Here is a 25108-nt window from a genome sequence, read left to right on the forward strand (position 1 = left end):
TCGGCACCCAAACACTCCCCTTGCCTAACCCGTTGATCTCGTTCACACTTACCCTCAAACCGTCATTCAAGAACGACATTTGAGGTTCCGAGCGTCCAAGACCCATTTTTTACGAACACTGATTTCGAACGGGAGGACGACATGAAATCACTACCCCTTGGGTTGGCCTTTGCCCTGCTGGCCACGCAAGCCCCTGCGCAGCAGACGCTCAGCCTTGCATCGCCGATACCTGACGGTGCCGAGTCCCGGTTCTGTTACTACAAGGGCCTGACCTATTCCGAGGACGCCTTTGTTCTGCTGGTCGGCGACAACACCGTCACCAGCACGGTCAGTACGGTGCAAGAACGCCTGCTGCGCTGTCATCGCGACAGTGACGGCACCCTGAAATGGAAACCGCAGAGTACATTTTCGACCAACAACTAACCGTTTGGGGTGGGCGCCCTAGCCCACCTTCTCCTCCAGCCAGTCCGCGATCTGCGCGGCGGGCTTTTCCCAGCCGGGCTCCATGAACAGGAAATGCGCGTGATTTTCGACGGGCATGAAGGTCGCGCGGTCTCCGTACAGATCGGCCAATGCACGGCAGGTGTTGGGGTTCACCGCCCGATCCTCGGTGCCTGAAACGACCAGTACCGGGCAGTCGACCTTGTCGATATCAACCTTCATCGCGTGGTGGTCGTCGAACATCCAGAAGAACATCTCGAACATCACCCGCCCGCTTTCGGCGCCCAGCCGGTCAAACACCGCGTGCTGCTGTGCCTCAGGCATCTTGTTCAGCGCAAAGGGGGCCATCAGGTCGAACTCGACCCGCATCGGCTGTTTCCAGAACGCCCCGCCCTCCATCAAAGCGCGCGGGATGGCGCGTTCGTCATCGGTTTCCGGCAACGTCCCCCATGCGGCGTTCGGGTTGATCAGAACAATGGCGCTGGTCAACCCACGCGAGGCCACTTGCTGCGCCACCACCGCCGCAATGGCATGGCCGAGAAGAACGGGTTTGCTGTCCAGCCCCTGCACGAATTCCGCGATGTCATTGGCGTAATCCATGACGCTGGTATCGGTCAGGCCGGGATCGGGTTCGGCCTTGGGGTCGCCGCCATGATAGCGCAGCGCCGGGGTGTGCACCGTCCAGCCGCGGTCGCGGAAGAAGCGTGCGTAATCTTCCATACACCACGGCCCGGCAAAGGCCCCGTGGATCAGTACAATCTCTTTGGTCATGAAAATCTCCCTCACCTCCGATCAGTATGAGAGGTGAGGGATACGTTCGGCAAGCCTGTTACAGTGCGGCTTTGAACAGCGTGGTGAGGTTGTCTTCGGTCAGTTCGATCGGGTTGCCGCCGCAGGACGGGTCGATGATCGCGCCTTTGACCAGTTCGGGGATTGATGCCTCGGTCACGCCCAGATCGGACAGTTTGCGCGGGATGCCGAGCGAGTCGTTGAACCCTTGCACAAAGGCGCGGAAGCCGTCGAAGCCGCCGTTGATGTTCAGATAGGCGGCTGCGGACTGGAACCGGTCCGCGATGGCGGGGGCGTTGAAATCCAGCACCGAGGGCATACAGACCGCGTTTGTGGTGCCGTGATGGGTATTGAAATGCGCACCGACGGGGTGGCTCATCGCGTGGATCGCGCCGAGACCTTTCTGGAACGCGGTCGCGCCCATTGCCGCCGCGCTCATCATCTGAGCGCGCGCTTCGATGTCAGTTCCGTCTGCATAGGCACGCGGCAGGTACTCCATGACCAGACGCATCCCCTCCAGCGCGATACCCTGGCTCATTGGATGGTAATGAGGGCTGGAGAACGCCTCGACACAGTGCGCGAACGCATCCAGACCGGTACCTGCCGTAATGAATTTGGGCATCCCCACTGTCAGTTCCGGATCGCAAATCACCACGGTCGGCAACACCTTGGGGTGGAATATGATCTTCTTTGCATGCGTTTCGGAATTGGTGATGACGCTGGCGCGGCCCACCTCTGACCCGGTGCCGGCGGTGGTCGGCACCGCGATAATCGGGGCGATGGCATCGGCGTCCGCTCGGGTCCACCAATCGCCGATATCCTCGAAATCCCAGACGGGGCGCGTCTGACCGGCCATGAAAGCAACCATCTTGCCCAAATCCAGCCCCGAGCCGCCACCGAACGCGATCACCCCATCGTGGCCGCCAGCCTTATAGGCCGCGACACCCGCGTCGAGGTTCTTTTCATTCGGGTTCGGGTCCACGTCGCTGAACAATCCCCGGCCCAGACCGGCGGTTTCCATTATGCCCAGTGTCGCCGTAGTGATCGGCAGATCGGCCAGGCCTTTGTCAGTGACCAACAAGGGACGCTTCATCCCGACTGCTGCGCAGGCTTCGGGCAGTTCCTTGATACGGCCAGCACCAAACTTGATCGCGGTCGGGTAGGACCAGTTTCCAACGAGTGACATGTCAGGTTTCCTTTGTAATTTTAGGCCTGCTCTGGCGAGGGGGTCTGTCCAGAGCAGGCCAGTGTCCTTAGCCCGTGACCTTTTTCAGGTGGTAGGATTTGGGACGTGTCAGGTTGTGATAGCCGATGACGGACAAACCGCCGCCGCGCCCGGTGTTCTTGCAACCGGTCCAGCAGAGACCGGGGTCAAGGTAGTCGGCGCGGTTCATAAACACGGTGCCGGTCTCGACCTGATCACCTACCCGCGCGGCACGGTCCACATCACGGGTCCAAAGGCTTGCGGTCAGACCAAACTCGCTGTCATTCATCAACGCGATGGCTTCCTCGTCCGAGGACACTTTCGTGATACCCACGACCGGACCAAAGCTCTCATCCCGCATCACACGCATTTCATGGGTCACATTGGTCAGGATCTGCGGCGTCAGATAGGCACCGCCATCATCCTCGGGGAACGTGTCGATTTGGGCGACGGCCCCGGCCTCGACAGCCTCGGCAATCTGCGCACGCACCTCGTCGGCAAACCGAACATTGGCCATCGGGCCGATCGTCGTCTCAGCGTCCAAAGGGTTGCCCAGTTTGTATCCCTTCACGACTTCAACTGCCTTGGCGACGAAATCGTCATAGAGGCTTTCGTGAACGTAAATCCGCTCGATCCCGCAGCAGCACTGACCCGAGTTGAACATGGCCCCGTCGATCAGCGTATCCACGGCGGCGTCCAGATCGGCGTCATCCATAACATAGCCGGGGTCCTTGCCGCCCAACTCGGTCCCAACGCCGGTAAACGTGCCTGCCGCAGCGCGCTCCATCGCCTGACCGCCGCCGACCGATCCGGTGAAGTTCACGAAATCGAACGCATTGCCTGCGATCAGATCATTGGTCACGTCGTGGCTCAGGAACACGTTCTGGAAGACGTCCTCTGGCACACCTGCCGAATGGAAGGCTTGCGCCATCCGCTCGCCCACCAGCAGGGTTTGCGTGGCGTGTTTCAGGATCACCGTATTGCCTGCAATCAGCGCCGGAGCCACCGTGTTGATCGCGGTCATGTAGGGGTAATTCCAAGGCGCCACCACAAACACAACCCCATGAGGGATGCGCTTGATATAGCGCTTGAATGTCTCATCCTCGCCCACCGCGATATCGACCAGCGAAGCCTCGGCAATCTCAGCCATATGGCTGGCGCGCTCGTTGAACCCGCCGAACTCTCCGCCATAGCGTATCGGGCGGCCCATCATATGCGCCAGTTCGGGGACGATCTCGTCGTTCATCGCTCCCACTGCGGCCACGCCCGCCATCACAAGATCAATTCTCTCCTGCAATGGCCGCGCCGCCCAAACCGACTGCGCCGCACGCGCCCGGCTTGCAACCTCAAACGCCGCGTCCCGAGACAACACCTCCCGCTCCGCAAAAACCGATCCATCAATCGGTGAGACACATTTCAATATCTGCCCCATATCCACTCCATTTCCGAAGGAAACAGGATCCCCTGCTTCATCTGGCCAAAAATATCTCGGGGGTCTGGGGGCAGAGCCCCCAGCCAGCCCTCTAAGCCCGCTCGAACCCGCGAGCGATTTCCCAATCCGTCACCACACGCTCGAACTCCTCGATCTCGACCTCTGCCGCCCGTGCGTAGTGATCGACAACCTCATCGCCCATCGCAGCCCGCAACATCGCCGAGCTAAGCAGCGCCTCCCGTGCCGCGCGCAGGTTGCCGGGGATCATGCCCGTGTCGCCCTGATAGACATCACCCGTGGTTGGTGGTTGCAATTCCAGCCCCTCTTCGATGCCGGCAATCCCTGCAGCCAGCATCCCGGCCATAGCAAGATAGGGGTTCATGTCCGATCCGGGAATCCGGCACTCGACCCGGACTGCCTTGGTCCCATCCCCGCACAGGCGGAACCCTGCGGTGCGGTTGTCCACCGACCAAATGATCCGCGTTGGCGCGAAGGTGCCCTTCATGAACCGCTTGTAGCTGTTGATGTAGGGCGCCATGAAATAGGTGTAGTCGGCAGCGTATTTCAGCAGGCCCGCCATATAGCTTTTCATAACAGCCGACATGCCCAGCTCATCCTCTGCGTTATAGAACGCAGGCTTGCCGTCCGCCCACAGCGACTGGTGCACGTGCGAGGAACTGCCCACCTTGTCATGATGCCATTTCGGCAGGAAGGTCGCCGCGTGGCCATGCTGCCAGGCGATCTCCTTCACCGCGTTCTTGGCGATCGAGTGGTACTCGGCCGTCTCCATCGCACCAGCGTATTTTATGTTCAGCTCTTCCTGCCCGGTTTCGGCCTCACCCTTTGAGTTTTCAACCGGAATACCCGCATTCCACAGATGATTGCGTATCGGGCGCATCACATGCTCTTCCTTGGTGGTCTGCAGGATGTGATAGTCTTCATTGTAACCCGAGATCGGCTCCAGATCACGGAAGCCTTCCTTGCGGATCTGGTCAAAGCTCTTCTCGAACAGAAAAAACTCCAGCTCGGTCGCGCACATCGCGTCATAGCCCATGGCCTTCAAGCGGCTGACCTGCTTCTTCAGGATCGAGCGCGGCGCATGGGGCACTTCTTTGTGTGTGTGATGGTCCAACACGTCACACATCACCATCGCGGTGCCTTCCAGCCACGGCACCGGGCGCAGAGTACTGAGGTCCGGCTTCATGACATAGTCACCATAGCCCCGCTCCCAGCTGGTCGCCGCATAGCCGTCCGGGGTTGCCATCTCAAGATCGGTGGCCAGCAGGTAGTTGCAGCAATGGGTTTCTTGCCAAGCGCCCGCCACGAAATGTCCGGCGTGGAACCGTTTACCCATCAAACGCCCCTGCATGTCGACCATGCAGACCAGCACAGTATCCACCTCGCCTGCGTCAACCATGACTTTCAGGTCGTCCAAACGCCCTTCATTGCCCATCCCGTTCTTCCTTTGTCACCCTCCGAGACCTCAGTCTCGTGCTCCCTTTCACGGTCCTTAATCGTCGGCCGCGTTCTTTTCCATTTCCATCACCAGACGCGTCTCCAGAACCTGCCCGCTCTTGTAGAGGATCGGATAGGCTACGGCGGCGACATGTCCGTGCAGCTCGCGCATGGCACGCAGCGTTTCAAGATGTAGATCGCTGGACTGGAAGCTCTCGGTCTGCCCCCGCTCAAGCCGTTTCAGATGTGCCTTGCGGCTTTGGCGCGACATCCGTTTGACCTCGGCCTTGTCCAACACCAACCGGCGGGCGCAGTCCATGTCATCGACCAGCAGCACGTGGCGGGCCAGAGAGAAGCTCTCCAGAATGGCCGCGTGCAGATCCTTCAGTTCCTTCCAGCCCTGCGTCGAAAACTCGGTACGCTCGGTGTGTTTAATCTGCGCCGTGCGGGTCATGCGGTTCGAAACCACGTCGCCTGCCGCCTCAAGCCGGATCGCGTATTCCACCAGACCGCGCGCCGCCTTGATCTGCGCCTTGCTCATGTTCTGGCGCGGCATGCGCGCGACAAAGCGGCGGATTTCGGTGAGTTGCGCGTTCACCCTCTCATCCTGCTGCCACAGGGCCGAGATGGCGTCGCTGTCGTCCTGTTCATAGATATCCAACACTGGGCGAAACATGCGTTCGACCTGCGTGACCATCTGCAACAGTTCATGCCGGACCGAAGACATCGCGACGCTTGCACGGGATGCGCTGGGATCACCCAGCGGGCTGAGCGCGTCCGTGAACTGATCCATCGCGTTTGCCTCGACTTTCGATTCCGGCAGCAGCAAGGCCATCGGGCGTTCCATCCAATTCACAAAACCGGTGGCCAGCACAAAAACAGTCAGGTTGAACCCGATATGGGCCAGGATCAGCGACTGCCCTGCCCCGGCAATCATCAACGCCTCATGCGCGCCGCTGACGTTGACCGCGATCAGCATCAGCAGCGCCGCGCTGCCCCGCAGAAGCAGGTTGGCCCACGGGATGCGCCGAGCCGTGATGGTCATGTCACGCGTCAGCCAGATCGGAATAAAGGCCGAACCCAGGTTAGCGCCCAGCACCAGCGAGAGCCCAGCGGCAAAAGGGATGGCTCCGATCTGGACCAGCGTCACACACATCAGGATCGTCGCGACCGAGCTATGCATGACAAAAGCCAGGACCGCACCCACGATGAAGGCGCTGAAGTAATCGCTTTCCAGATACCCTGCGATGGCTGGCAAAAAGGCGCTTTCCCGGATCGGATCGACCGCATCGCGCAGAAACTGCAGTGAAACCAGAATGAAGGCGATGCCCAGAACGATCCGCCCGATCAGCCGCACATTGGCCCTGTCGGACTTGAGGTAGAGCCACCCGCCCAGCGCCAGCAGCACCGGTTGCAGCCACCCCAGATCGTAAGACAGCACCTGAATGACAAGGGCCGCACCAAGATCGGCGCCCAGCACCCCGGCCAGCGCAAGGCCAAAGCTCACCATCCCCGCCGCGGCAAATCCGGTCAGCAGAACTGTTACTGCGGCCGAGCTTTGCAGGATCGTAGCCAGAACCATGCCAGCTCCGCCTGCAACAAAAGTGTTCGAGTGGCGCGTCAAGATCGACTGAAACAGTGCACCAAAACGCCGTTCGATCCCCGTGCGCACCAACCGCACGGCAAACAGCAGCAACATCGTTGCTGCGAAAATCTCGATCAAGAACCCTGCGATAGCCATCTGTTCACACTCCGCTGGCCCGGGTCGCACAGTCGGGCGCCCGGTGTTTTATTATCTGCTTTTGAACGGATGCTAACATTCGCAGTATCGTTTCCTGTGGTCCAATTCCGGCGCGTGGTACCGCTAACGCGCCGGAATTGCGTCATTTAGCTATAGCGATAGGGCCGTCCGGCCTTGAGCATTTCGGCATTATAGCGCTTGAAAATATCCACAACCTTCGCCTTGGTTTCGGACTCGGCAGCGATTTCATCCCAGAACTTGACCGCAGCTTCCTCGACCGTTGCCCATTCCTCGTCCGGGATGGTGGTCAGCTGCATCTTGGTGCCGTTCACACGAAGATTGGCCTCTCCGCCCCAATACCACCACTGACGATAGTAGTGCGACTGGTCGCAGCAAACCTTGAACAGGGTCTGCAGGTCTTCGGGCAATTCGTTCCAGCGGTCCATATTGGCAAAGAAGTGACCTGCCCAGGCGCCCGAGATGTTGTTGGTCAGGAAGTAATTGGTCACATCAGCCCACCCAACGGTGTAATCCTCGGTGATGCCCGACCATGCGATACCGTCCAACTCGCCCGTTTGCACCGCGACCTCGATGTCTTCCCACGGCAGGGTGACGGGCACGACGCCGAATTGCGACAGGAACCGGCCCGCCGTCGGGAAGGTAAAGACGCGCTTACCCTGCAGGTCCGCGAGGCTGTTGATCGGGTCCTTGGTGGCAAAGTGGCATGGGTCCCAAGCACCGGCACTGATGTGTTTCACGCCGACCTTCGAGTATTCCTCGTCCCAGATCTCGTTCAGGCCCCACTGGTTGAACAGGACCGGCACGTCCAGCGAATAGCGCGAGGCAAAGGGGAAGTATCCACCGAAAACGGTAACTTCGGTGGGCGAGGCCATCGAGTCATCGTCCGACTGTACAGCATCGATCGTGCCTTTCTGCATGGCGCGGAACAGCTCTCCGGTCGGGACCAGCTGGTCGGAATAGAAAAGCTCGATCTGCATCCGGTCGCCAGCGATCTGGTTGAACATCTTGATCGCCGGATCGATTACGTGTTCGGCCAGCGCGGGCCCTGCATAGGTCTGCATCCGCCATGTTATCGTGCCCTGCGCCAGCGCGGGCGTGGCCAGCGGTGCGGCGGCGACGCCCACCCCGGCGGTCTTCAGAAACTTACGTCTTGTCGTCATGTCAATTTCCTCTCCGTTGAAGTTTGCGTGCCCATTCTGCGGGCATTCTTGTTAATTCCCATAAACATAACCGGGCAGCCAAAGCGCGATTTCCGGAAATGCCATTATAATAATCAGGGCCAGCACCATCACACCGACAAACGGAATGATCGATTGGTAGATGTCCTTCAGCCCGATCTCTGGCGGTGCCATCGCGCGCATCAGGAACAGGTTGTAGCCGAAAGGCGGCGTCATATAGGCGATCTGCGTGGTGATCGTATACAGCACCCCGTACCAGATCAGGTCAAAACCCAGCGCACCAACCAAGGGCACATAAAGCGGCGCCACGATCACCAGCATCGCGGTGTCATCCAGAAAGGTGCCCATGACAATAAAGCTGAGCTGCATCAGCACCAGGATCATCCAGGGCGACAGGCCCAGTTGTTCGGTGAACAGGTTCTCGATGGCCTTCACCGCGCCCAATCCGTCGAACACGGCACCAAAGCCCAGCGCGGCGAGGATGATCCACATGAACATGCAGGAGATCGCCAGCGTCTGCTTCGTGCAATCCTCGAATATCTTCCACGTCATCCGGCGTTTGAGCACTGAGACGACCAATGCCGTCAGCGCCCCTATGGCCGAGCTTTCCACCAGCGAGGTCCAACCGTTCACAAACGGCACCATCATAGCAGCAAAGATGATCAGCGGTAGCGCCCCGGCCCCCAGCAACCGGATTTTCTCGGACCACGGCACCTCGTGGGCGTCTTCCATTGCAGGGCCGAGTTCCGGCTGAATGCGGCAGCGAATCCAGATATAAAGGATGAAGAGACCTGCCATCAGCAGACCCGGCAGGATACCTGCCAACCACAACTGCCCGACTGGCTGCCGCGCGATCATCGCATAAAGTACAAGCACTACAGACGGCGGCACGAGAATACCGAGACTTGATCCCGCCTGAATGACCCCGGTCACCATCGTCTTGTCATAACCACGCCGCAGAAGTTCCGGCAGCGCGATGGTTGCACCGATGGCCATCCCGGCAACGCTCAGGCCGTTCATGGCCGAAACCAGCACCATCAGCCCGATGGTACCAATCGCCAAGCCACCATTCACCGGCCCCATCCACACGTGGAACATGCGATAAAGATCATCAGCCAGACGGCTTTCACTCAGCACGTAGCCCATGAAAATGAACATCGGCAGCGTCAGTAGCGGGTACCACTTCATCAGCTTCATTGCGGCCGAGAACGTAATATCCTGCCCGCCCGTTCCCCACAGCGCCAACGCGGCGATGGTGGCAACCGCACCGATCGCGCCAAAGACGCGCTGGCCAGTGAACAGCATCAGCATCATTAGCGCGAACATGAAGATGGCGATAAATTCCTGGCTCATGCCCGGCTCACCCCGATTTCCTGCCCGTTGATCCGGGCTATGTCTTTGAAGAATTCCGAAATAGCCTGCAGCAACATCAGGAAGAAGCCGAACACCATGATGGCCTTGATCGGCCAGATGTAAGGTCGCCACGCGGTCGAGGACCGCTCCAGACGTCCGATCTCTTCACCGCCGGTCAACAGACCTACGAAATATGAGACCGGCTCATCCCCCCAATAGCCAAGACTATACGCTGTCGATCCCAGCCCGCCATAGAGCAGCACACCCAGGTACAGGATCAGCAACAGCACGGTGAAGGCATCGAACCATGCTTTCTTAAGCGGGCTCCAGTTGTGATAGAACAGGTCCATCCGCACGTTCGAGCCCAGCTGGATCGAATATGGTCCGCCGACGATGTAATAGGTCACCATCGCAAACTGCGCCATTTCCAGCGTCCAACGCGATGGCAGAAAAAACGTTTTCGAGATCGAGGACCACAACAGGATCCCCATCATCACGAACAGCCCCCACATCATCAACCGGCCAATTCGGTAGTTGATCGCATCAACTACCCGTACATATGACGCCATCGCCTTGATCACACAGCACCCCCTTCGCCAAACCCGGCAAGAGTGCGGTCGATCCACAGCACCAGGTGTTCAGCCATGGCCTGCTGCTGCTGTGGCATTCCGATCAGATCATTTCGAATCTCGATCATGACGTTCAGCAATCCATTTGGATAAGCCTGCACATCCAACGTGTGGGCCACCCCATCTTTGGCGGAATACGGTTCGTTCAGACGCGTCTCAAAAGATGGCTGCGCGGGAACCGCCCCCATCATCGCCAAGGCAAATCGGTCGTCGCGACCGTGCAGGATGCCCAGCTCAACCGAACGTTGGAGGCCATGGTAGACTGGGGTGAAACTGTGCACCGTCACCAACAGGTTCAACGACGGGCGGTGTTGCTCAATTTGTCCCGACACAGCCTGCGTGAAGGGAAGATAGATATTCTCGACCCGTGTTTGACGCTCCTTCAGCGTCATCCGGGCATTCGCGGGAATGTCATAGTGTTCACTATTGACCGGCATGGCGCCTGCGGCTTCGGGCGGGCGGTTACAGTCGTAGACCAGACGGGAGATGCCGCCGCGAACTAACGGCGCGGACATCAATCCCGCCATCTGCTGCGCGACAGCCAAAGCGCCGGGGTCCCAAGCGATGTGGCTTTCCCGAGCCTCAGCCGTCAGACCCATGTCCCCCAAAAACGCTGGAATACGGTTCGAGGCGTGCTCGCACACTAGCAACACCGAAGGTGCGCCATCCGCTGCGTCTGTATGAACAACTGTTCCGAAGTCCAATGTGCTGCCCTGCGATTCCGTGAAAGTAGTTTGTGGAAAAATTTCCACACGATGCATTCACCTGTCAATATTTTTCCTGTACAAATTTAAACAGAGCAGGTTGTGCTGAAAAATTCTGCACAGGCCGCCATTTCTGACGCAGGAGGACCCACAGGTGCGGGTAACAGACAGGCTGCTGGCCCATCGAGACGAAATGACCCCGTCTGAAAGGCAACTGATAAGCGTCCTGCTGGATGACTACCCTATGGCCGGTCTTGGCAGCATTACCGAACTGGCCAGCGCGGCCTCGGTCTCGACCACAACCGTCGCTCGGATGCTGCAAAAGACCGGGTTTGGTGGCTATCCGCAGTTTCAGACGGCCCTGCGAGGTGAGGTCAAGGAGATGATCTCGGGACCCGCAGCCAAGCGCGATGTCTGGCAGAACGATCTGCCCGAGGAGCATATCCTGAACCGCTATTCCCAGCAGGCGTTGGCCAACCAGAAACGCACTATTGATGAGGTCGACCCGGCAGAGTTCGACCGCTTCTGTACTCTGCTCTGTGATCCCAACCGGCGTATTTTCATTACCGGAGGCCGCATCACCGGCGCGCTGGCCCAGTACCTCTATCTGCACATGCAGATGATCCGCCCCGATGTGCGGATGCTGCCCTTTGCGGCATCATGGACCCATGATTTGCTGGATGTTCGCAGGGATGACGTGCTCATCGCGCTGGATGTGCGGCGCTATGAGAACTCGACCATGCTGATCGGGCAACTCTGTCAGGAGCGTCAGGCCGAGATCGTCCTGTTCACCGATCAATGGCGGTCCCCCATTCACAGACTGGCCAAACATACCTTTGCCGCACGCATCGCTGTCCCATCGGCGTGGGATTCGATGGCGGCGCTCATGGTCCTGATGGAATGCGTAATCGCCGAGGTGCAGGAACGCCTGTGGAACTCGGTCAAGGACCGCACCGCCGAGCTTGAACAAGCCTTCGATCGCACCAAGCTGTTCCGGAAGTTCGGTCAAAGCTCAGGCTCTTAAGCGAAAACGGAACAACTGCGCGTGAGGAGTGTTGCCAGCACGCTGGCAGGTGGTCACTTTGGGGTCATGACTTTTGTAACCGAAAACCAGTTGCCGCTGCTGATCCTGTTCTTTCTGATCGGATCGATTGGAACCGCGTTTCTGTTTCGCAAGCCGGCAGGGCACCGGGCGTGGAAACTGGCGGATCTGGTCTGGGTCGTTCTGGGTGGTATCGGGGCGCTGGTGGCGGTTCTGGCCGGTCTTTACACCTCAGACAGCTCGCGATTGGACCGGCAGATCGACGTGGCCTATGCGGCCACGCTGGCTTTTGACCGCGACGCTGCTCGGTTCAGGTTGCGGTTCTGCGATCCGGCCTATGACCCGGACACCGCTGTGTTGTGTGACAGGGTCGAGTTCCTGTCCGCCTCAACCGCCAGCAATGCCGACCTGCCCCTGTTCATCGCTGTGACCAATGAGGTCGCCCCGTTGCAAGGGCTGCAATTCCTGTTTGGGCGGCAGGAAAAGGACGAGATAGACCAGATGGCAGCCAAGGCAGACGCGTTCAATATCGACCAGTTTCTGGTCTTCACCACGCTGGACGACAAAACTCAGGCCGCCATCGACAGTATGCGCCGCAAAGTGCCCGCGATTGCCGGGGACTACCTGATCCTGGCCCAAAGCTATGATGATCTGGTCGAACAGGTCAGCAAGCTGAAAGACGAGTGGGAGTATCTTCAGGCCAACGCCCATATTCTGGTGCTGCAGATCATTGCCCTGTGTCTGGTCAGCTTTGCCGCGCCGTTCCGTCTGGGTAAATCCGTGGTCGAGCTGCGAACGACCCTTACCGCCGATACGCCTGCGCCAACTGCTCCGGATCGGCCCCAAGAAAATACCGGGTCAGAGTCCACAGATTCCGCGCGCCCCGACGCAGCCACCCCACCTGTACATAGCGGTCCGCACTCGTAACCGCGCGTGTCGTCAACAAAGTAATGCGGGGCACGGCGCGTGCCAACGCCACGTCCTCCATTAGCGGTTGATCGGGGTAGCCTCCGGCCGTTTCGTACATATGGCGCGGCAGAAGAATCCCCTGATCGCCATACGGCAGGCCAAACAGCTGGCTGCGTAGATTGGCCCAACCTGCCACCCAAGCGGGCCAAAACCCTTTTGCTCCGAAGGCCAAACGAAAAGCCGCCGGTTTGCCAGTGGCAAGGTGTTCACCCACCTCTTTGCTCCACCCCTCCTGCAGCACTGTATCGGCGTGCAAAACCAACAGCCAATCCCCCTTGGCCGCCGCGCAGCCTCGCCGCAACTGCCCGCCGCGTGACGGGGCACCGGTGACGATCTCGGCCCCGGCCTCATCAGCGATTTCAAGGGTCAGGTCGGTCGAGCCGCCATCGGTGACGATCAACTCGCGGATCAGACCGGTGTGCAGACCCTCCATCAGCGCTGGCAAGGTTTCCGACAGAGCCTCGCCCGCGTTCCGGGTCGGGATGACGATGCTGATCGGTGCTGGCAAGGCGGATATCCTCTGGTCATGGCGGCGGGAACTCCTATATCACGGGGCCAAGGGAAATGACGAGGACCACCCGATGCCCAATCGCCGTATTCTGCGCCTTAGCGGCTCGGACACCGACAGCTTCCTGCAAGGGCTGGTGACTAATGACATTGCCGGGCTGGACACTGGACTGGTTTATGCGGCGTTGCTGACCCCTCAGGGCAAGTATCTGGCGGATTTCTTTCTAAAGCGCGATGGTGACGCGGTTCTGTTGGACGTCTCTGAAGACATCGCCGACGAATTCGTCAAACGGCTGGGCATGTACAAACTGCGCGCCGATGTTGCGATCGAGAACAGCGGCCTGAACCTGCAACGCGGCACGGGTCCGGCGCCCGAGGGTGCCCTGCCCGACCCGCGCCACGCGGATATGGGCTGGCGTGACTATACGCCCGAGGCTGAAACCGACGACGGCACCGACTGGGACGCCATCCGTGTGCAGCACTGCATCCCCGAAACCGGCATCGAACTCACGCCCGACAGCTATATCCTCGAATCCGGGTTCGAAGCGCTGCACGGCGTCGATTTCAAAAAGGGCTGCTATGTCGGGCAGGAAGTCACCGCGCGGATGAAGCACAAGACCGAACTGCGCAAAGGGTTGCGCAGAGTCCGGGTTGAAGGCGCGGCCCCTGTCGGGACGGAAATCACATCCGGCGGCAAACCGGCAGGCTCGTTATTCACCCAGTCGAATGGACAGGGGATTGCCTATCTGCGCTTTGATCGCGCTACCGAAGACATGCAGGCCGACGGGGCCACGGTCACTTTGACGACGTAACATGTTGCCAAACCGGCACGGCTGAACTGCCAAGCGGCCCGGCACGGTTTGAACTAGGCCATTGGCGCTGCCAATCTGGTGCAAGTTCAAAGACCCGGATGAGCATATGTTCAAATTGTACCGAGCGATCTGGCGCGCCAGCGCCGGGCGGCAGATTATCCTTATTATCCTGTCCCTCGCCATCGCGGGTCTGGCCGCGGTCCCGCTGGAGTTTCAGCGGGACATTATCAACCACCTCACATCTGATGATATCAGCACGGAACGGCTGATCTATCTGGGCACAGGCATGATGTCGGTCATCCTGCTAAGCCTCGCCCTGAAATGGTTGCTGGGCTTTCGCGCAGGCACTCTGGGCGAGGACATGATCCGCATGATCCGCCAGCGGCTTCTGGTCCGTGCATCGGACATAAGAGAAACGGGTGAGACGGTGCGCAAGGGCACGATGACCACAGCCATCTCTGCCGAGGCTGAAGAGCTGGGCAAGTTCGCCGGTGGCGCGTTCTCGGACCCGGTGGTGCAGATCGGCACGCTAATCAGCGTGATCGGCTATATCTCGTCAACCCAGCCCGGCTTGGGCATGATCGCCTTTTCCATGATCGTACCGCAGATCATCATCGTGCTGATCTCACAGCGCAAGGTGAACATCTTTGTGGCGGAGCGTGTTCGCATTCTGCGCAACGCCACCGACAAGCTGACGATCGAAGATATCAACGATGTGGCCCGTGACATAGACGCCCAGTTCGACGATATCTTTGAAACCCGGCGCCGCATGTTCCTGTGGAAACTATCGGCAAAATTTCTGCTGAGCGTCATCAACGGCGCGGGAACGGTCGGCGTTCTGATGTTGGGTGGTTATCTGGTTCTGAACGGAAAAACAGATGTCGGCACTGTGGTCGCAGCCACCAGCGGCCTCAGCCGCATTCAGGGCCCCACCGCCTTTTTGATTGCCTTCTACCGACAGGTCAGCGCTAACCGCATCAAATACGAGTTGATGATGGAACTCTTCGGCCCAAACCCGGAACGCTATCGCTATCTGAAAAGCCGGCAATAAAAAAGACCGCGCGGCGGGTGCCTGCACGGTCTTTTACTGTTTCCAACGGACGAGGGTTTACGCGCGTTCGGAATACTCCATGCTTTCGGTGTTCACCACGATCATCTCATCCTGACCGATGAACGGCGGCACCATGACCTTGACACCATTGTCCAGAATCGCCGGTTTGAACGAGTTCGCAGCAGTCTGACCTTTAACCACCGGCTCGGTTTCGACGATCTTGCAGGTCACTTTTTGGGGCAGTGTGGCGTTTAGTGCCTCACTTTCATAGAATTCGACCACGATGGTCATGCCGTCCTGCAGAAACGGGCGGCGTTCGCCCAGCAGTTCGGCGGGCAGTTCGATCTGCTCATAGGTCTCTGAATCCATGAACACCAGCATGCCATCAGATTCGTACAGGAACTGCTGATCTTTCTGCTCCAGGCGCACACGTTCGACCTTGTCCGCCGAGCGGAAGCGTTCGTTCAGCTTCGAGCCATTGCGCAGGTTGCGCAGTTCGACCTGCGCGAAAGCACCGCCTTTACCTGGCTTTACGTGATCCACTTTAACCGCAGCCCACAGCCCGTCGTTATGCTCAAGCACATTGCCGGGGCGAATTTCGTTCCCATTTATCTTGGGCATTACATAATTCCTTCACAAACGGTTGATGCGTCAGTTCCCGTCCCTATATCTGGCAGGACACCACCTGACAAGACAACGAGACCTAGTGCTGCACTTGCAGCGAGCCATGCACATGACGCAACGCAACTATGCATTTTAGCTGTATCCGAATCACGTCGAATAGGTCATAAGAACCGTCACGCCGAAAATGCAAGAGCAAGAACAACAAGGATAACGAGATGAGAGATTTCGTTGACGGCACTGCCTTTAACAATGAGCAAGGCAATCGTGCACGCAAACTTTTCGCGGCCGTTGTGTTGGCTGCACTTGATGACGCTATCGCCGATGACAAGAAATACGGCAATGGCCCCGAACAAATCGCCCGCTGGGCGCGTTCGCGCGATGGTCGCGAAGTGCTGTCCTGTGCGGGTATTGACCCGAACGAACGGGTTGTCAGCGGACTGATGGAGTTCGTTGGTCGTGGCGTGCGTACTTCGGTCGCACTATCGCGTGAAGAAAGCGAGCGCCGCAATGCCGCTCAGCAGGCAGAAGCCGCATAAATCAGTCGACTTCTGAAGGAAAAAACGCGCTTCCGTACTTCCGGGGCGCGTTTTTCTATTCCCCTGTCAAAAGAATAGCAACCACTGGCGGGCGACCCAGATTTCAGCCGCCAACAGGGCGGAAAAGAACAGTTTCGCGGACAGGGACAGACCCCTGTTCCACAGCACAGCATAGGCCCCTGCGCAAATCACCACCGAGATCGGTGCAACCCAAAGGGCATGGTGGGCGCTGTCCCAATAGCTGACCGGACTGTGAAAGACCCAATCACTCAGCGGCCAGAACTGAGGCCGCCCGTCACCTGCGTGCAGCAGGAAATCCATCGCCAGGTGCAAAAGACCAGCGGACGCGGCAACCGTCAAAACCCGCCAACCGCACCAAAGACCGAGCACCAGCGCCAGCCCCCATAGGATAAACGAGTTGTCGATGGCAAATACTGTCTGCCAGGCAGATGAAAAGTAGAGCTGATCGAACACCACCTGCTCGGGAATACCCAGAACGAACAATGACACGCTCGCCATTACATAGAGCGACAGATCAGGCAGTAAGGACCCCAGCACTGCAGCCCAAAGGATGCGCCCGCGCGCAGGTCGCGCAAAGGCGGCGGCACCGATCAAAAGATGCGCCGGCGTGTTCATCCGGGCTTTCCCTTTAGGCTCAAATCAGGTCATCTGCGCGCCAACGTATAGGAGACGGCTATGGTTCGCGCCATCATGATTCAGGGCACCGGCAGCAATGTCGGAAAATCGGTTTTGGTCGCCGGGCTGGCGCGCGCTTACACGCGGCGGGGGCTGAAAGTAGCTCCATTCAAGCCGCAGAACATGTCAAATAATGCCGCCGTGACGGAAAACGGAGGCGAGATTGGCCGCGCGCAGGCCCTGCAGGCACGCGCCGCGATGCGACCGACCCACACTGACATGAACCCAATCCTGCTAAAGCCGGAAACTGATACCGGTGCCCAGATCATCGTTCAAGGCCAGCGCTCCGGCACAATGAAAGCGGGGGACTATCGCAAGGACAAATCCAAATTGCTGAGTGCCGCGCTTGAGAGCTTTGACCGGCTGTGCGACGACGCCGATCTGGTGCTGATCGAGGGTGCAGGCAGCCCGGCCGAGACCAACCTGCGCAAGGGCGACATCGCCAATATGGGCTTTGCCTGTGCCGCAGAGGTGCCGGTTGTTCTGGTGGGAGATATCCACCGCGGCGGTGTGATCGCTCAGATCGTGGGCACGCAAGCAGTTCTGGACACAGGCGATCTGGAAATGATCCGAGGCTTTGCCGTCAACCGATTCAAGGGCGATGTCTCGCTGTTCGACGAAGGGCGCGATGACATTGCCGCGCGTACAGGCTGGCCGTGCCTGGGTGTTGTTCCCTGGTTTCATGACGCCTGGAAACTGCCCGCCGAGGACATGATGGACATCCGGTCCCACAGCGGGGGCGCCTGCAAGGTCGTGGTTCCGCAACTGGAGAGGATGGCCAATTTCGACGATCTAGATCCGCTGTCAGCCGAACCCGGCGTCACGGTCGAAATCATCCCGGCCGGACGCCCCCTGCCCGGCGATGCCGATCTTGTGCTGCTGCCGGGCAGCAAGTCCACCATTGGAGATCTATACTATTTCCGGGCACAGGGTTGGGATATCGACCTCTATGCCCATGTCCGCCGGGGCGGCCATGTTTTGGGCTTATGTGGCGGCTATCAGATGCTTGGCAAGACCATCGCCGATCCCGAAGGCGTGGATGGACGCCCAGGCACTGTCGAGGGGCTGGGGCTGTTAGATGTGGCCACCACCATGGCAGGCAAAAAACAGGTCACCCTGCGCACCGCGTGTACCGTCCCCGAGAACGAGCCGCTCACCGGCTACGAGATACACATGGGACGAACCGAAGGCCCCGATTGCGAACGCGCCTGGCTTGAGATTGATAACCGACCAGAGGGCGCCGTTGACAAGACCGGTCGTATTCGCGGCAGCTATCTGCACGGTATTTTCTCGTCCGATCTTTTTCGCGCCCGCTATCTGCGGCAGTTGGGCGCGACCTCAGACTTGTCATATGAGGATGGGGTTGAGGAAACGCTGGACGCGCTGGCGGACCATCTGGAGCGTCACATGGATCTGGACCGTCTGCTGGACCTGGCCCGGGCGCCCAAAAGGCCCTAAGGCCTAGTCCAGTTCCCGCTCGGCCAGCGCCCGGTAAATCTCGCGCCGCACCATCTTACGGACATTGCGGGTGATGCGCTGACCCAAAACGCCTTGCAGCTCTTCCCGAACAACCTGAGCAATCAGTGCCCGAAGCGCATCTGCGTCCATCGTCAATGATTCTGGTTGCGCCTCGGGTGCATGCGGCGTGGCAGAGGCTGCAGTTTTCGGATCGCGGATAAAGGTTGCCGTGGGCTCGACCCTCTCAGCTTCGGCACCGCCTTTCCCGGCTTCGTTGGTTTCAGCCCGGGCGTTCCAGGCAAGCGGCTTGTTCGGTGTGCCGGAATAGGCATCGTCGCTTTCACCGTCCGGCTCCCACTGGTCCTCGGTGCGGGCAATCGCGGCTTCCAGCGCTTCGATCTTGGCACTCAGGCTACCGGCAAGGCCATCCTCAGCCTCGGTGTTTGCTTGCTGTTCGACAGCAGGTTCGGCGTGTTTGACAATATCGCAAGCCCGCAGAAGCATCGGCTTGACGGAATCTTCCGCCTTGTAGGCCGATTCCTTTTTCTCAGGCTGAAGCTGCTCAATCGTCACCGGTTCATTGACCCGCAACGCGTCGGTCAGAACCAGTCTGCCAGGTTTTCTTGAAAGGGACGACGCCAGGACTCCCGGCGTTTTTCGGTCTTCTTCGGTGACCAGACGCTTAATCGAGGACAGGACGTCCTCGATTCCCGCTTTTACGACTTTATCCGTCATTGTTCTCTACCGCTCTATCCTCAGGATCGAGTGTAGCTAAACAAACCGGACCTCACAACAGGTAGTATTGGCCCTTAGTCGCGACGCAACGCTTTGAGGACCCGATCCAGATCCCTGCTTTGCCGGCTGACCTGCGCCGGAGCCTTCTTCACCAGGTTGTAGTAGAGTGTCGGATCATAGATTTGCACAGCCAGACCCAGACGCTCCGCCGTGAGCAGACCTTGCGCCTGCAGCAACTGGTATGCCGCACGGGACCGTTCGGTGCGCGATGCGACCTCGGCCAATTGTGCGTCCAGCAGATCCTGCTGAGCGTTCAGCACGTCAAGAGTTGTCCGCGCACCCAGTGTCGCCTCTTCCCGGATACCATCAAACGCAACCTGCGAGGCGCGGACCCGTTCAGTCGATGCCCTCAGGCTGGCAGTCGCCGCCTGAAATGCAGCATAAGCGTCAGCCACCCCTTGGGTGATGTCCTTCTGCACGTTCAATAGGTTGGCGCGCGACGCATCCCGTGTCGCCATTGCCCGGCGGACCGTGGCAGCCAGTCGGCCACCAGCGTAGATCGGCTGTTCTAAGCGCAGCGCGATGGTTGCATCTTCGAGGCTGTCATCGTTGTCATAGCTTTCGCGGATACCTGCATCAGCGTTCAGCCTGACATTCGGACCAAGATTGGCACGCTGCTGCTGCACGACCAGGTCAAGCGCACGCACCTGGTGCTGAGCTGCCTGAATGGCCGGATGGTTACGCTGCGCCAGGCTGACAGCTTCACCCTCGGATCGCGGTAGATTCGGCAGGCTCGGCTGACCGGCTGTGCGCCCAGGGGCTTTACCAACTGCGTTGACATATTCCGCCTGCGCAATGCTCAGGTTACCACGCGCGACCGCAAGGTCCGCTTGCGAGCTGGCCAACTGCGCCTGGGACAGCGCGACGTCCGTACGGGTCACCTCACCCACATCAAAGCGGTCCTGCGAGGCCCGCAATTCCTCGGCCGACACATCGACGTTGTTCAGACGGATTTGCACTGTTTCTTCCTGCAGCAACACGCCCAAATAGGCGTTCACACCGCGGAACAGGACCTGCTGTTCGACGTCCAACAAGGTCTGACGTGTTGCCAGAACCGTTTCCTGCGCCGACTGCTTACCCAAGACCGAGAAGCCGCCGTCATAGATCAATTGACTCAGCGTGAGTCCGGTAAAAAAGTTAGTCGGTTCATTCCTGACCACGCCCAGATCTGTAGAATTGCGTGTATAGTCCTGACTGACCTCCACTGCCCAGTTTATGATCGGGCGCAGCGCCGACAATGCGATTGCGACGTCTTCATCAGCCGCACGCAGCAACGCGCGGTTCTGTTCCAGCAAGCCGCTCGTGTTGTAAGCCCCAATAAACGCATCAGTCAGGTTATCAGCCCAGACCGCGCGTCCCGGCACGGCACTCAACGCGATTCCCGCGGTCAATGCCAATGCCTTTACAAACTTGCCCCCCGTCCATGAACGCATAACGAAATCCTTCTCAAACCAAAATTACGCTGCCCTGACCGTAGTTTGCGCGTTTGTTTTCAACTAATCAAGGCAACAGAAAAATATGAGAAAGAATTATAGCGAAAATGCACACTCCGCACAAAATGCCTGTAAAACTGGGGCGTTGGCATTGAAGGCATGGCGCCAGGTCACTCGTCCCCCGGATTTGTGCCCGATCCGAACGGTGCCAAGCTTTCCTTCCACAAACAGGCAGGCAATGCGCCCGTGATCCTTGAGTTGTACGATCAGCGCCTCTGGCACCTGCTCGACGCCACCTTGAATCATAATCACGTCATACGGGCCATGCTCGGTGGCGCCCTGTGCCAGCGGGCCGACATGTACGATCGCGTTGTCGGCCTCCGCCTCCATCAGGATCGTCTGCGCCTCTGTGGCAAGGGCTTCGTCCTCTTCCACGGCCACGACCAGTTGCGCCATGCGTGCCGCTACTGCGGTGGAATATCCCATTGCGGGGGCAATATCCAAAACAATTTCATCATTCGAGATATTCAGCACGTCCAGCATCTTGGCCAGCGTCCGCGGCTCCAGCAGGCAACGCCCGTTCCCCAGATCGATCACACCCTCGGCATAGGCGGCCTCGCGCTGAGAATCCGGTACAAAGTTCTCTCTCTGGACGGTCAACATTGCGTCAATGATAGGGAATTTCGTGACATCCGAGGGTCGGACCTGCGTATCAACCATCGTACGGCGCCGAGTTGCGAAATCTGTCATTGGATCGCTCATGTTAGTCCCAAGTATGTCCGGCTTGTGCCATATTCAGACGAAACCGGCAACGGCTGTCGCGTTGAAAATTTGGCCGGATCGCAGGAACTTGGTGTCGCACCGCGCCATGTCGCACCACATGGGAACGGATTTTTGCAATCAACCCACTGGACGCCCCTGACGAAAGGTGTTAAAACGCCTGCCACACCACGGCAAGTATTTGATTTTGCTTGAAAAGGCGAGTTGGCGGAGTGGTGACGCAGCGGATTGCAAATCCGTGTACACCGGTTCGATTCCGGTACTCGCCTCCATTTTATTCTAAATCATTGACTTAGCCCTGTGGTGCTCGGGTGTGACACAAAGTGGGACACACCTACGATGATGCAGTCATCCTATCTAAGCCTTTCTAGACACGGCGTTTATTACTTCCGCTGGCCTATCCCTCCGTCTTCTGAGCAAAAGAGAACATCAGTAAGAATATCGCTGCGTACTCGCTGCCCGCATAGGGCTGGTGATCTCGCGCGCTTTCTTGCATCTTGCGGTCGATTAATACCGGATCAAACAAACGTGCCCCGACTAAGACAAGACCAAATCCGATCAATGGTGCATCGGTACTTCAAGGCTTCGCTCGACAAGTATTTGGAACGGCTAAACGACAAAGGCTTTCCAGATGGATCAATCAGTGCGATGCAGCAAGAGATTGAAATCCATGAAAACGCTGCGGAAGGCGAGGACCTACTGTCCGACCTTTATCTCGACAGCGATGCGTTTTGCAAAGCCTCTGACATAAGCCCACAGGACTGGGACGATAACGAGATGGACCTTCGCCGGGAGTGGCGAAAGGGGCGCAGAGATATGCTTAGGCGCGTTCTGGAGGCCGTAGAACGCCTTGAACACTATTCTTATGATGACACGCCAGCCGTGACGATATCGCCGCCAGCAAAAGCCCTCTCTGCCTCTTCGGCACTAGGCACAGCGATTGATGACTTCATTAAGGAACATTCGCGTCAGTGGGCGGAAAAAACAATTGTCCAGAACCGCGCGTACTTGAACATCCTAATTGAGTACTTCGGGCCAGACCGGTTGCTGAGCACGATTACGAAGCAGGATGCGAACGCAGTCAAAAAAGTTCTTCAAGCCTTACCATCCAGTCGGAACACCAAGTCTGCATTAAAAAACATTCCTTTGATGGAAGTCATCAAGCTGCCGGGTCAGAAGAAGATCGCCCCCAAGACGATCAATAGCCACATACAAATGTTCAAGAGTTTTTTTTGATTGGGCCGAGCGGCACGGTTATTCGCCGCACAGCCTCTTCGACGGCATGAAGGTAGCAAAAGACAAAAACAGTAAGAGCCAGCGCAAACCCTTCTCTCCTGAGCAAATCCGGCTTTTGCACACTGAACTCACCACGAACCCGTCTGGGCTCGTGCGTAAGGACAGCCACAAGTGGGGGATGCTGCTTGGCATATTCACTGGAGCCCGGCTGAATGAAATATGTCAACTCGACATCAAGGATGTGCAGCAAGAATGCGGCACGTGGTTCCTCAACATCACGGACGAAGGTGACGAAGACAACAAGAGCGTGAAGTCCACAGCAGCGCGACGGAAGGTTCCGGTACACCCAGATTTGATCCGCCTAGGCTTCCTAGACTTTGTGGGCAGCCGCCGACAAGGCACACGCTTGTTTCCTGACTACAGTTACAGTTCCAATGGCGGTTATGGGCGCAACCTTGGGCGTTGGTGTAACGAGAGTTTCTTGCCTAAACTGGGCCTCAAAGAGCCCGGATTGGTATTTCACAGCCTGCGACATACGGTCGTGACGCGACTAAGCCAAGCGGACGTTCCCGAGCCGATTGTCCAATGCATCGTTGGTCATGCGCGCTCTGGCGTTACGCAGGAGGTCTACAACCGAGAAGGCTACATATTGGCGCAACTCAAAGTCGCCATCGGACGGTTTCAGGTCTGAACCAGCCCCGGCGCTCCTTATCGTTACTAGTAATGAGGGAGCGCCGTAGGCGTGACCGAACAGGTGAATATCCAGATTAATATTCTTTTTTCTAATCAGGCCATGGATTAGCCCTACTGCAGCCCAGCATTCGCTTGCTAAATCTACACACAAAAAGATTAAAATGGTCTAGGCCAGCTTACCTGTCTCCCATGGTAGACCAGAATTTGGACAACCTTCCCACATAGCCTGTTGGGTGCAGTAGGTCATTGATATCCAAGCCAATCGGTGTGCTACTCCCTTCAAGTGTTTCACCAACACCCACTTCCACTCCGACCTTTCCGTCCACACCAAACTCTAAATGGAATGCCCTGCTCATTGCGTTGGCCAAGTCGTGTTCCAGCCCATGGTGAACGATGAAGCTGTCGTGGACGGGAAGGCAAGCATAACCCATGGCTGCGAACTGCAGCATGACTGCCTCTGCCAGATCACTATCCTTCCGCTGCAACCTAAGTCCCACCCCTGAGCCGAAGTACTGAGAGAACTCTGGGTATTGCGCTACAATGTACTGCTTGAACTCTGGCCAGTCTCGCCCGGTCAGGTCTGATGTGTAGCCCTCAATCTCACTCACGCGACTTACCTTGTCGGCGTTCAGGAGCGCGTTGAAAGTGCGTTTCACCAGTTGGCGTTCCTCCTTGTCGCCAGTCCTAGACAAACACCGTGCATAGGGGTCGTCAGGCACGTCTAAGCCTGCTTCCGCATACAGCATAGCAGCATGCAAGCCTGAGTAGTCCACTTCCACTGTGCGCTTGCCATCGATTAAGATGTGTGGCCTCAACCTACGTGGGCAACTGATCCACCACGCACCATAAAAGCGCCCCCCCTGTTGCCAATCGTTGTTGTTGAAGACGCGGTACACGGTGCGCGCGGCAAAGTCGAAGGACTGTGTTGCCTCTTCGTCTCGTGTCCCTCTGATGTGCACCATCTCTTTAGCAAGTTGTTCATCACTCAGCGCCAAGTCTGCCCAGTGTCCACTGAGCATCTCGTTGATAGCCCTCAACCGTTCTCGCGCTTCTTTAGTAAAGACAACATCGCCATACTCAATGAGGGTTTTGTTGCTGTCCTTAAGACGTATGCCCTCTGCATTTTCGCGCCTGCGAAGGTCTATGAAGGAAGCCCCTGTCTGACTTAGGTCACTTATTAGGTTGGGTGTCGCCATGTAGCGCGCGACCCGACTACGCTTATTCTCCGGGTCGTGCCAATGCGGCGTACTAAGCACCATAAGCCCTGCGTCCTGTAGTGCATTCATTGCGTCAACGAACGTGCGCGCCGAGATGAAGCTGGCACCGTATCGGGACTTGTTTAAGTCTTGTAGGGTCGTAGTGCCTTTCCCTATGCCGACTTCAAGTGTCGGATCACTAAGGTGTGCCCTAAACAATTCAAGAACAATGGATTTCAAGGAAGCCTCGAAGCGCACTTGAGCGTTGTGCCTCCTCCTACGTTGACCTTCCTGTCTAACCGATAGACCCGCGCACATGCGCGTTAGGTAGTT

The 25108-nt window shown here is 58.1% G+C and carries 24 protein-coding genes, 1 tRNA gene and 1 pseudogene; 10 read left to right on the forward strand and 16 right to left on the reverse strand.

The genetic code is table 11. The annotated features are described in order from the left end of the window. Positions 1 to 141: 141 nt before the first annotated feature. A complete protein-coding gene (locus ACR0IK_RS05925) occupies positions 142 to 423 on the forward strand; it encodes a hypothetical protein (RefSeq protein WP_480640804.1) in 282 nt (93 codons plus the stop codon). An 18-nt stretch (positions 424 to 441) separates the two neighbouring features. Here the strand turns inward: ACR0IK_RS05925 and ACR0IK_RS05930 are convergent, their stop codons facing one another. The 9 genes from ACR0IK_RS05930 to ACR0IK_RS05970 form a co-directional block, all read right to left on the reverse strand. Then, entirely contained in the window at positions 442 to 1212 is a 771-nt protein-coding gene (locus ACR0IK_RS05930) for an alpha/beta hydrolase (RefSeq protein ID WP_480593266.1), read from the reverse strand. 58 nt (positions 1213 to 1270) lie between these two features. After that, positions 1271 to 2416, reverse strand: a complete 1146-nt coding sequence (locus ACR0IK_RS05935) for an iron-containing alcohol dehydrogenase (protein WP_480593264.1) — start codon at positions 2414 to 2416, stop codon at positions 1271 to 1273. A gap of 67 nt (positions 2417 to 2483) precedes the next feature. After that, the gene (locus tag ACR0IK_RS05940) at positions 2484 to 3866 is read right to left on the reverse strand and encodes an aldehyde dehydrogenase family protein (RefSeq protein WP_480593262.1); all 1383 of its coding nucleotides are present in this window, start codon (positions 3864 to 3866) and stop codon (positions 2484 to 2486) included. A 91-nt stretch (positions 3867 to 3957) separates the two neighbouring features. Then, positions 3958 to 5319 carry a glutamine synthetase family protein gene (locus tag ACR0IK_RS05945; RefSeq protein WP_480640805.1) on the reverse strand — a complete coding sequence of 454 codons (1362 nt, stop codon included), beginning with the start codon at positions 5317 to 5319 and terminating at the stop codon, positions 3958 to 3960. A gap of 57 nt (positions 5320 to 5376) precedes the next feature. Then, positions 5377 to 7062 carry a Na/Pi cotransporter family protein gene (locus ACR0IK_RS05950; RefSeq protein ID WP_480640806.1) on the reverse strand — a complete coding sequence of 562 codons (1686 nt, stop codon included), beginning with the start codon at positions 7060 to 7062 and terminating at the stop codon, positions 5377 to 5379. A 146-nt stretch (positions 7063 to 7208) separates the two neighbouring features. Continuing rightward, positions 7209 to 8243, reverse strand: coding sequence for a TRAP transporter substrate-binding protein (locus tag ACR0IK_RS05955; RefSeq protein ID WP_480593256.1), 1035 nt, complete (start codon positions 8241 to 8243; stop codon positions 7209 to 7211). A 51-nt stretch (positions 8244 to 8294) separates the two neighbouring features. Continuing rightward, positions 8295 to 9614 (reverse strand): TRAP transporter large permease, encoded by a 1320-nt coding sequence (locus ACR0IK_RS05960; RefSeq protein WP_480593254.1) that lies wholly within the window; start codon positions 9612 to 9614, stop codon positions 8295 to 8297. Then, a complete protein-coding gene (locus ACR0IK_RS05965) occupies positions 9611 to 10183 on the reverse strand; it encodes a TRAP transporter small permease subunit (protein WP_480641142.1) in 573 nt (190 codons plus the stop codon). Before ACR0IK_RS05965 ends, ACR0IK_RS05960 begins: the two co-directional genes overlap by 4 nt. A gap of 8 nt (positions 10184 to 10191) precedes the next feature. Then, positions 10192 to 10947 (reverse strand): N-formylglutamate amidohydrolase, encoded by a 756-nt coding sequence (locus ACR0IK_RS05970; RefSeq protein WP_480640807.1) that lies wholly within the window; start codon positions 10945 to 10947, stop codon positions 10192 to 10194. Between the two features lie 154 nt (positions 10948 to 11101). Here ACR0IK_RS05970 and ACR0IK_RS05975 point away from each other — a divergent pair, with 154 nt between their 5' ends. Beyond that, positions 11102 to 11971, forward strand: a complete 870-nt coding sequence (locus tag ACR0IK_RS05975; RefSeq protein ID WP_480640808.1) for a MurR/RpiR family transcriptional regulator — start codon at positions 11102 to 11104, stop codon at positions 11969 to 11971. Positions 11972 to 12037: 66 nt separating this feature from the next. Continuing rightward, positions 12038 to 12784 (forward strand): annotated as a pseudogene (locus ACR0IK_RS05980) (hypothetical protein); the annotation flags it as partial. Positions 12785 to 12791: 7 nt separating this feature from the next. Here ACR0IK_RS05980 and ACR0IK_RS05985 read toward each other — a convergent pair. Beyond that, the gene (locus tag ACR0IK_RS05985; RefSeq protein ID WP_480640809.1) at positions 12792 to 13466 is read right to left on the reverse strand and encodes a TIGR04283 family arsenosugar biosynthesis glycosyltransferase; all 675 of its coding nucleotides are present in this window, start codon (positions 13464 to 13466) and stop codon (positions 12792 to 12794) included. A 73-nt stretch (positions 13467 to 13539) separates the two neighbouring features. On the opposite strand from ACR0IK_RS05985, the gene ygfZ reads away from it, so the two are divergent. Then, positions 13540 to 14277, forward strand: a complete 738-nt coding sequence (gene ygfZ / locus ACR0IK_RS05990; protein ID WP_480641143.1) for a CAF17-like 4Fe-4S cluster assembly/insertion protein YgfZ — start codon at positions 13540 to 13542, stop codon at positions 14275 to 14277. A gap of 106 nt (positions 14278 to 14383) precedes the next feature. Then, entirely contained in the window at positions 14384 to 15328 is a 945-nt protein-coding gene (locus ACR0IK_RS05995) for an ABC transporter transmembrane domain-containing protein (RefSeq protein WP_480593243.1), read from the forward strand. Positions 15329 to 15385: 57 nt separating this feature from the next. On the opposite strand, the gene efp is transcribed toward ACR0IK_RS05995, so the two are convergent. Then, positions 15386 to 15949 carry an elongation factor P gene (gene efp, locus ACR0IK_RS06000; protein WP_170349189.1) on the reverse strand — a complete coding sequence of 188 codons (564 nt, stop codon included), beginning with the start codon at positions 15947 to 15949 and terminating at the stop codon, positions 15386 to 15388. A gap of 218 nt (positions 15950 to 16167) precedes the next feature. On the opposite strand from efp, the gene ACR0IK_RS06005 reads away from it, so the two are divergent. Beyond that, positions 16168 to 16488 carry a DUF6280 family protein gene (locus ACR0IK_RS06005; protein WP_037310273.1) on the forward strand — a complete coding sequence of 107 codons (321 nt, stop codon included), beginning with the start codon at positions 16168 to 16170 and terminating at the stop codon, positions 16486 to 16488. Between the two features lie 66 nt (positions 16489 to 16554). Here ACR0IK_RS06005 and ACR0IK_RS06010 read toward each other — a convergent pair whose 3' ends face one another. Further along, positions 16555 to 17124 carry a cobalamin biosynthesis protein CobQ gene (locus tag ACR0IK_RS06010; RefSeq protein WP_480640810.1) on the reverse strand — a complete coding sequence of 190 codons (570 nt, stop codon included), beginning with the start codon at positions 17122 to 17124 and terminating at the stop codon, positions 16555 to 16557. A 60-nt stretch (positions 17125 to 17184) separates the two neighbouring features. Here ACR0IK_RS06010 and ACR0IK_RS06015 point away from each other — a divergent pair, with 60 nt between their 5' ends. Then, the gene (locus ACR0IK_RS06015; RefSeq protein WP_480640811.1) at positions 17185 to 18642 is read left to right on the forward strand and encodes a cobyric acid synthase; all 1458 of its coding nucleotides are present in this window, start codon (positions 17185 to 17187) and stop codon (positions 18640 to 18642) included. A 3-nt stretch (positions 18643 to 18645) separates the two neighbouring features. Here ACR0IK_RS06015 and ACR0IK_RS06020 read toward each other — a convergent pair whose 3' ends face one another. The 3 genes from ACR0IK_RS06020 to ACR0IK_RS06030 all read right to left on the reverse strand — a co-directional run bounded on the left by ACR0IK_RS06020 (position 18646) and on the right by ACR0IK_RS06030 (position 21620). Then, a complete protein-coding gene (locus ACR0IK_RS06020; protein ID WP_480593236.1) occupies positions 18646 to 19377 on the reverse strand; it encodes a hypothetical protein in 732 nt (243 codons plus the stop codon). Positions 19378 to 19451: 74 nt separating this feature from the next. Then, complete coding sequence (locus ACR0IK_RS06025) at positions 19452 to 20870, reverse strand: TolC family outer membrane protein (protein WP_480593234.1); 1419 nt, start codon at positions 20868 to 20870, stop codon at positions 19452 to 19454. A gap of 96 nt (positions 20871 to 20966) precedes the next feature. Further along, complete coding sequence (locus tag ACR0IK_RS06030; protein ID WP_480593232.1) at positions 20967 to 21620, reverse strand: protein-L-isoaspartate O-methyltransferase family protein; 654 nt, start codon at positions 21618 to 21620, stop codon at positions 20967 to 20969. Positions 21621 to 21848: 228 nt separating this feature from the next. Between ACR0IK_RS06030 and ACR0IK_RS06035 the strand changes: the two genes are divergently transcribed. The 3 genes from ACR0IK_RS06035 (at position 21849) to ACR0IK_RS06045 (ending at position 23577) form a co-directional block, all read left to right on the forward strand. Then, positions 21849 to 21922: transfer RNA gene (locus ACR0IK_RS06035), tRNA-Cys, on the forward strand. A 289-nt stretch (positions 21923 to 22211) separates the two neighbouring features. Continuing rightward, positions 22212 to 22886, forward strand: coding sequence for a hypothetical protein (locus ACR0IK_RS06040; RefSeq protein WP_480640812.1), 675 nt, complete (start codon positions 22212 to 22214; stop codon positions 22884 to 22886). A gap of 46 nt (positions 22887 to 22932) precedes the next feature. Continuing rightward, a complete protein-coding gene (locus ACR0IK_RS06045; RefSeq protein ID WP_480640813.1) occupies positions 22933 to 23577 on the forward strand; it encodes a site-specific integrase in 645 nt (214 codons plus the stop codon). A 178-nt stretch (positions 23578 to 23755) separates the two neighbouring features. Here ACR0IK_RS06045 and ACR0IK_RS06050 read toward each other — a convergent pair whose 3' ends face one another. Beyond that, positions 23756 to 25015: a hypothetical protein gene (locus tag ACR0IK_RS06050; protein WP_480640814.1), complete on the reverse strand. Its 1260-nt coding sequence runs from the start codon at positions 25013 to 25015 to the stop codon at positions 23756 to 23758. Positions 25016 to 25108: the final 93 nt, after the last annotated feature.

Source organism: Ruegeria sp. BF7, from assembly GCF_056538605.1.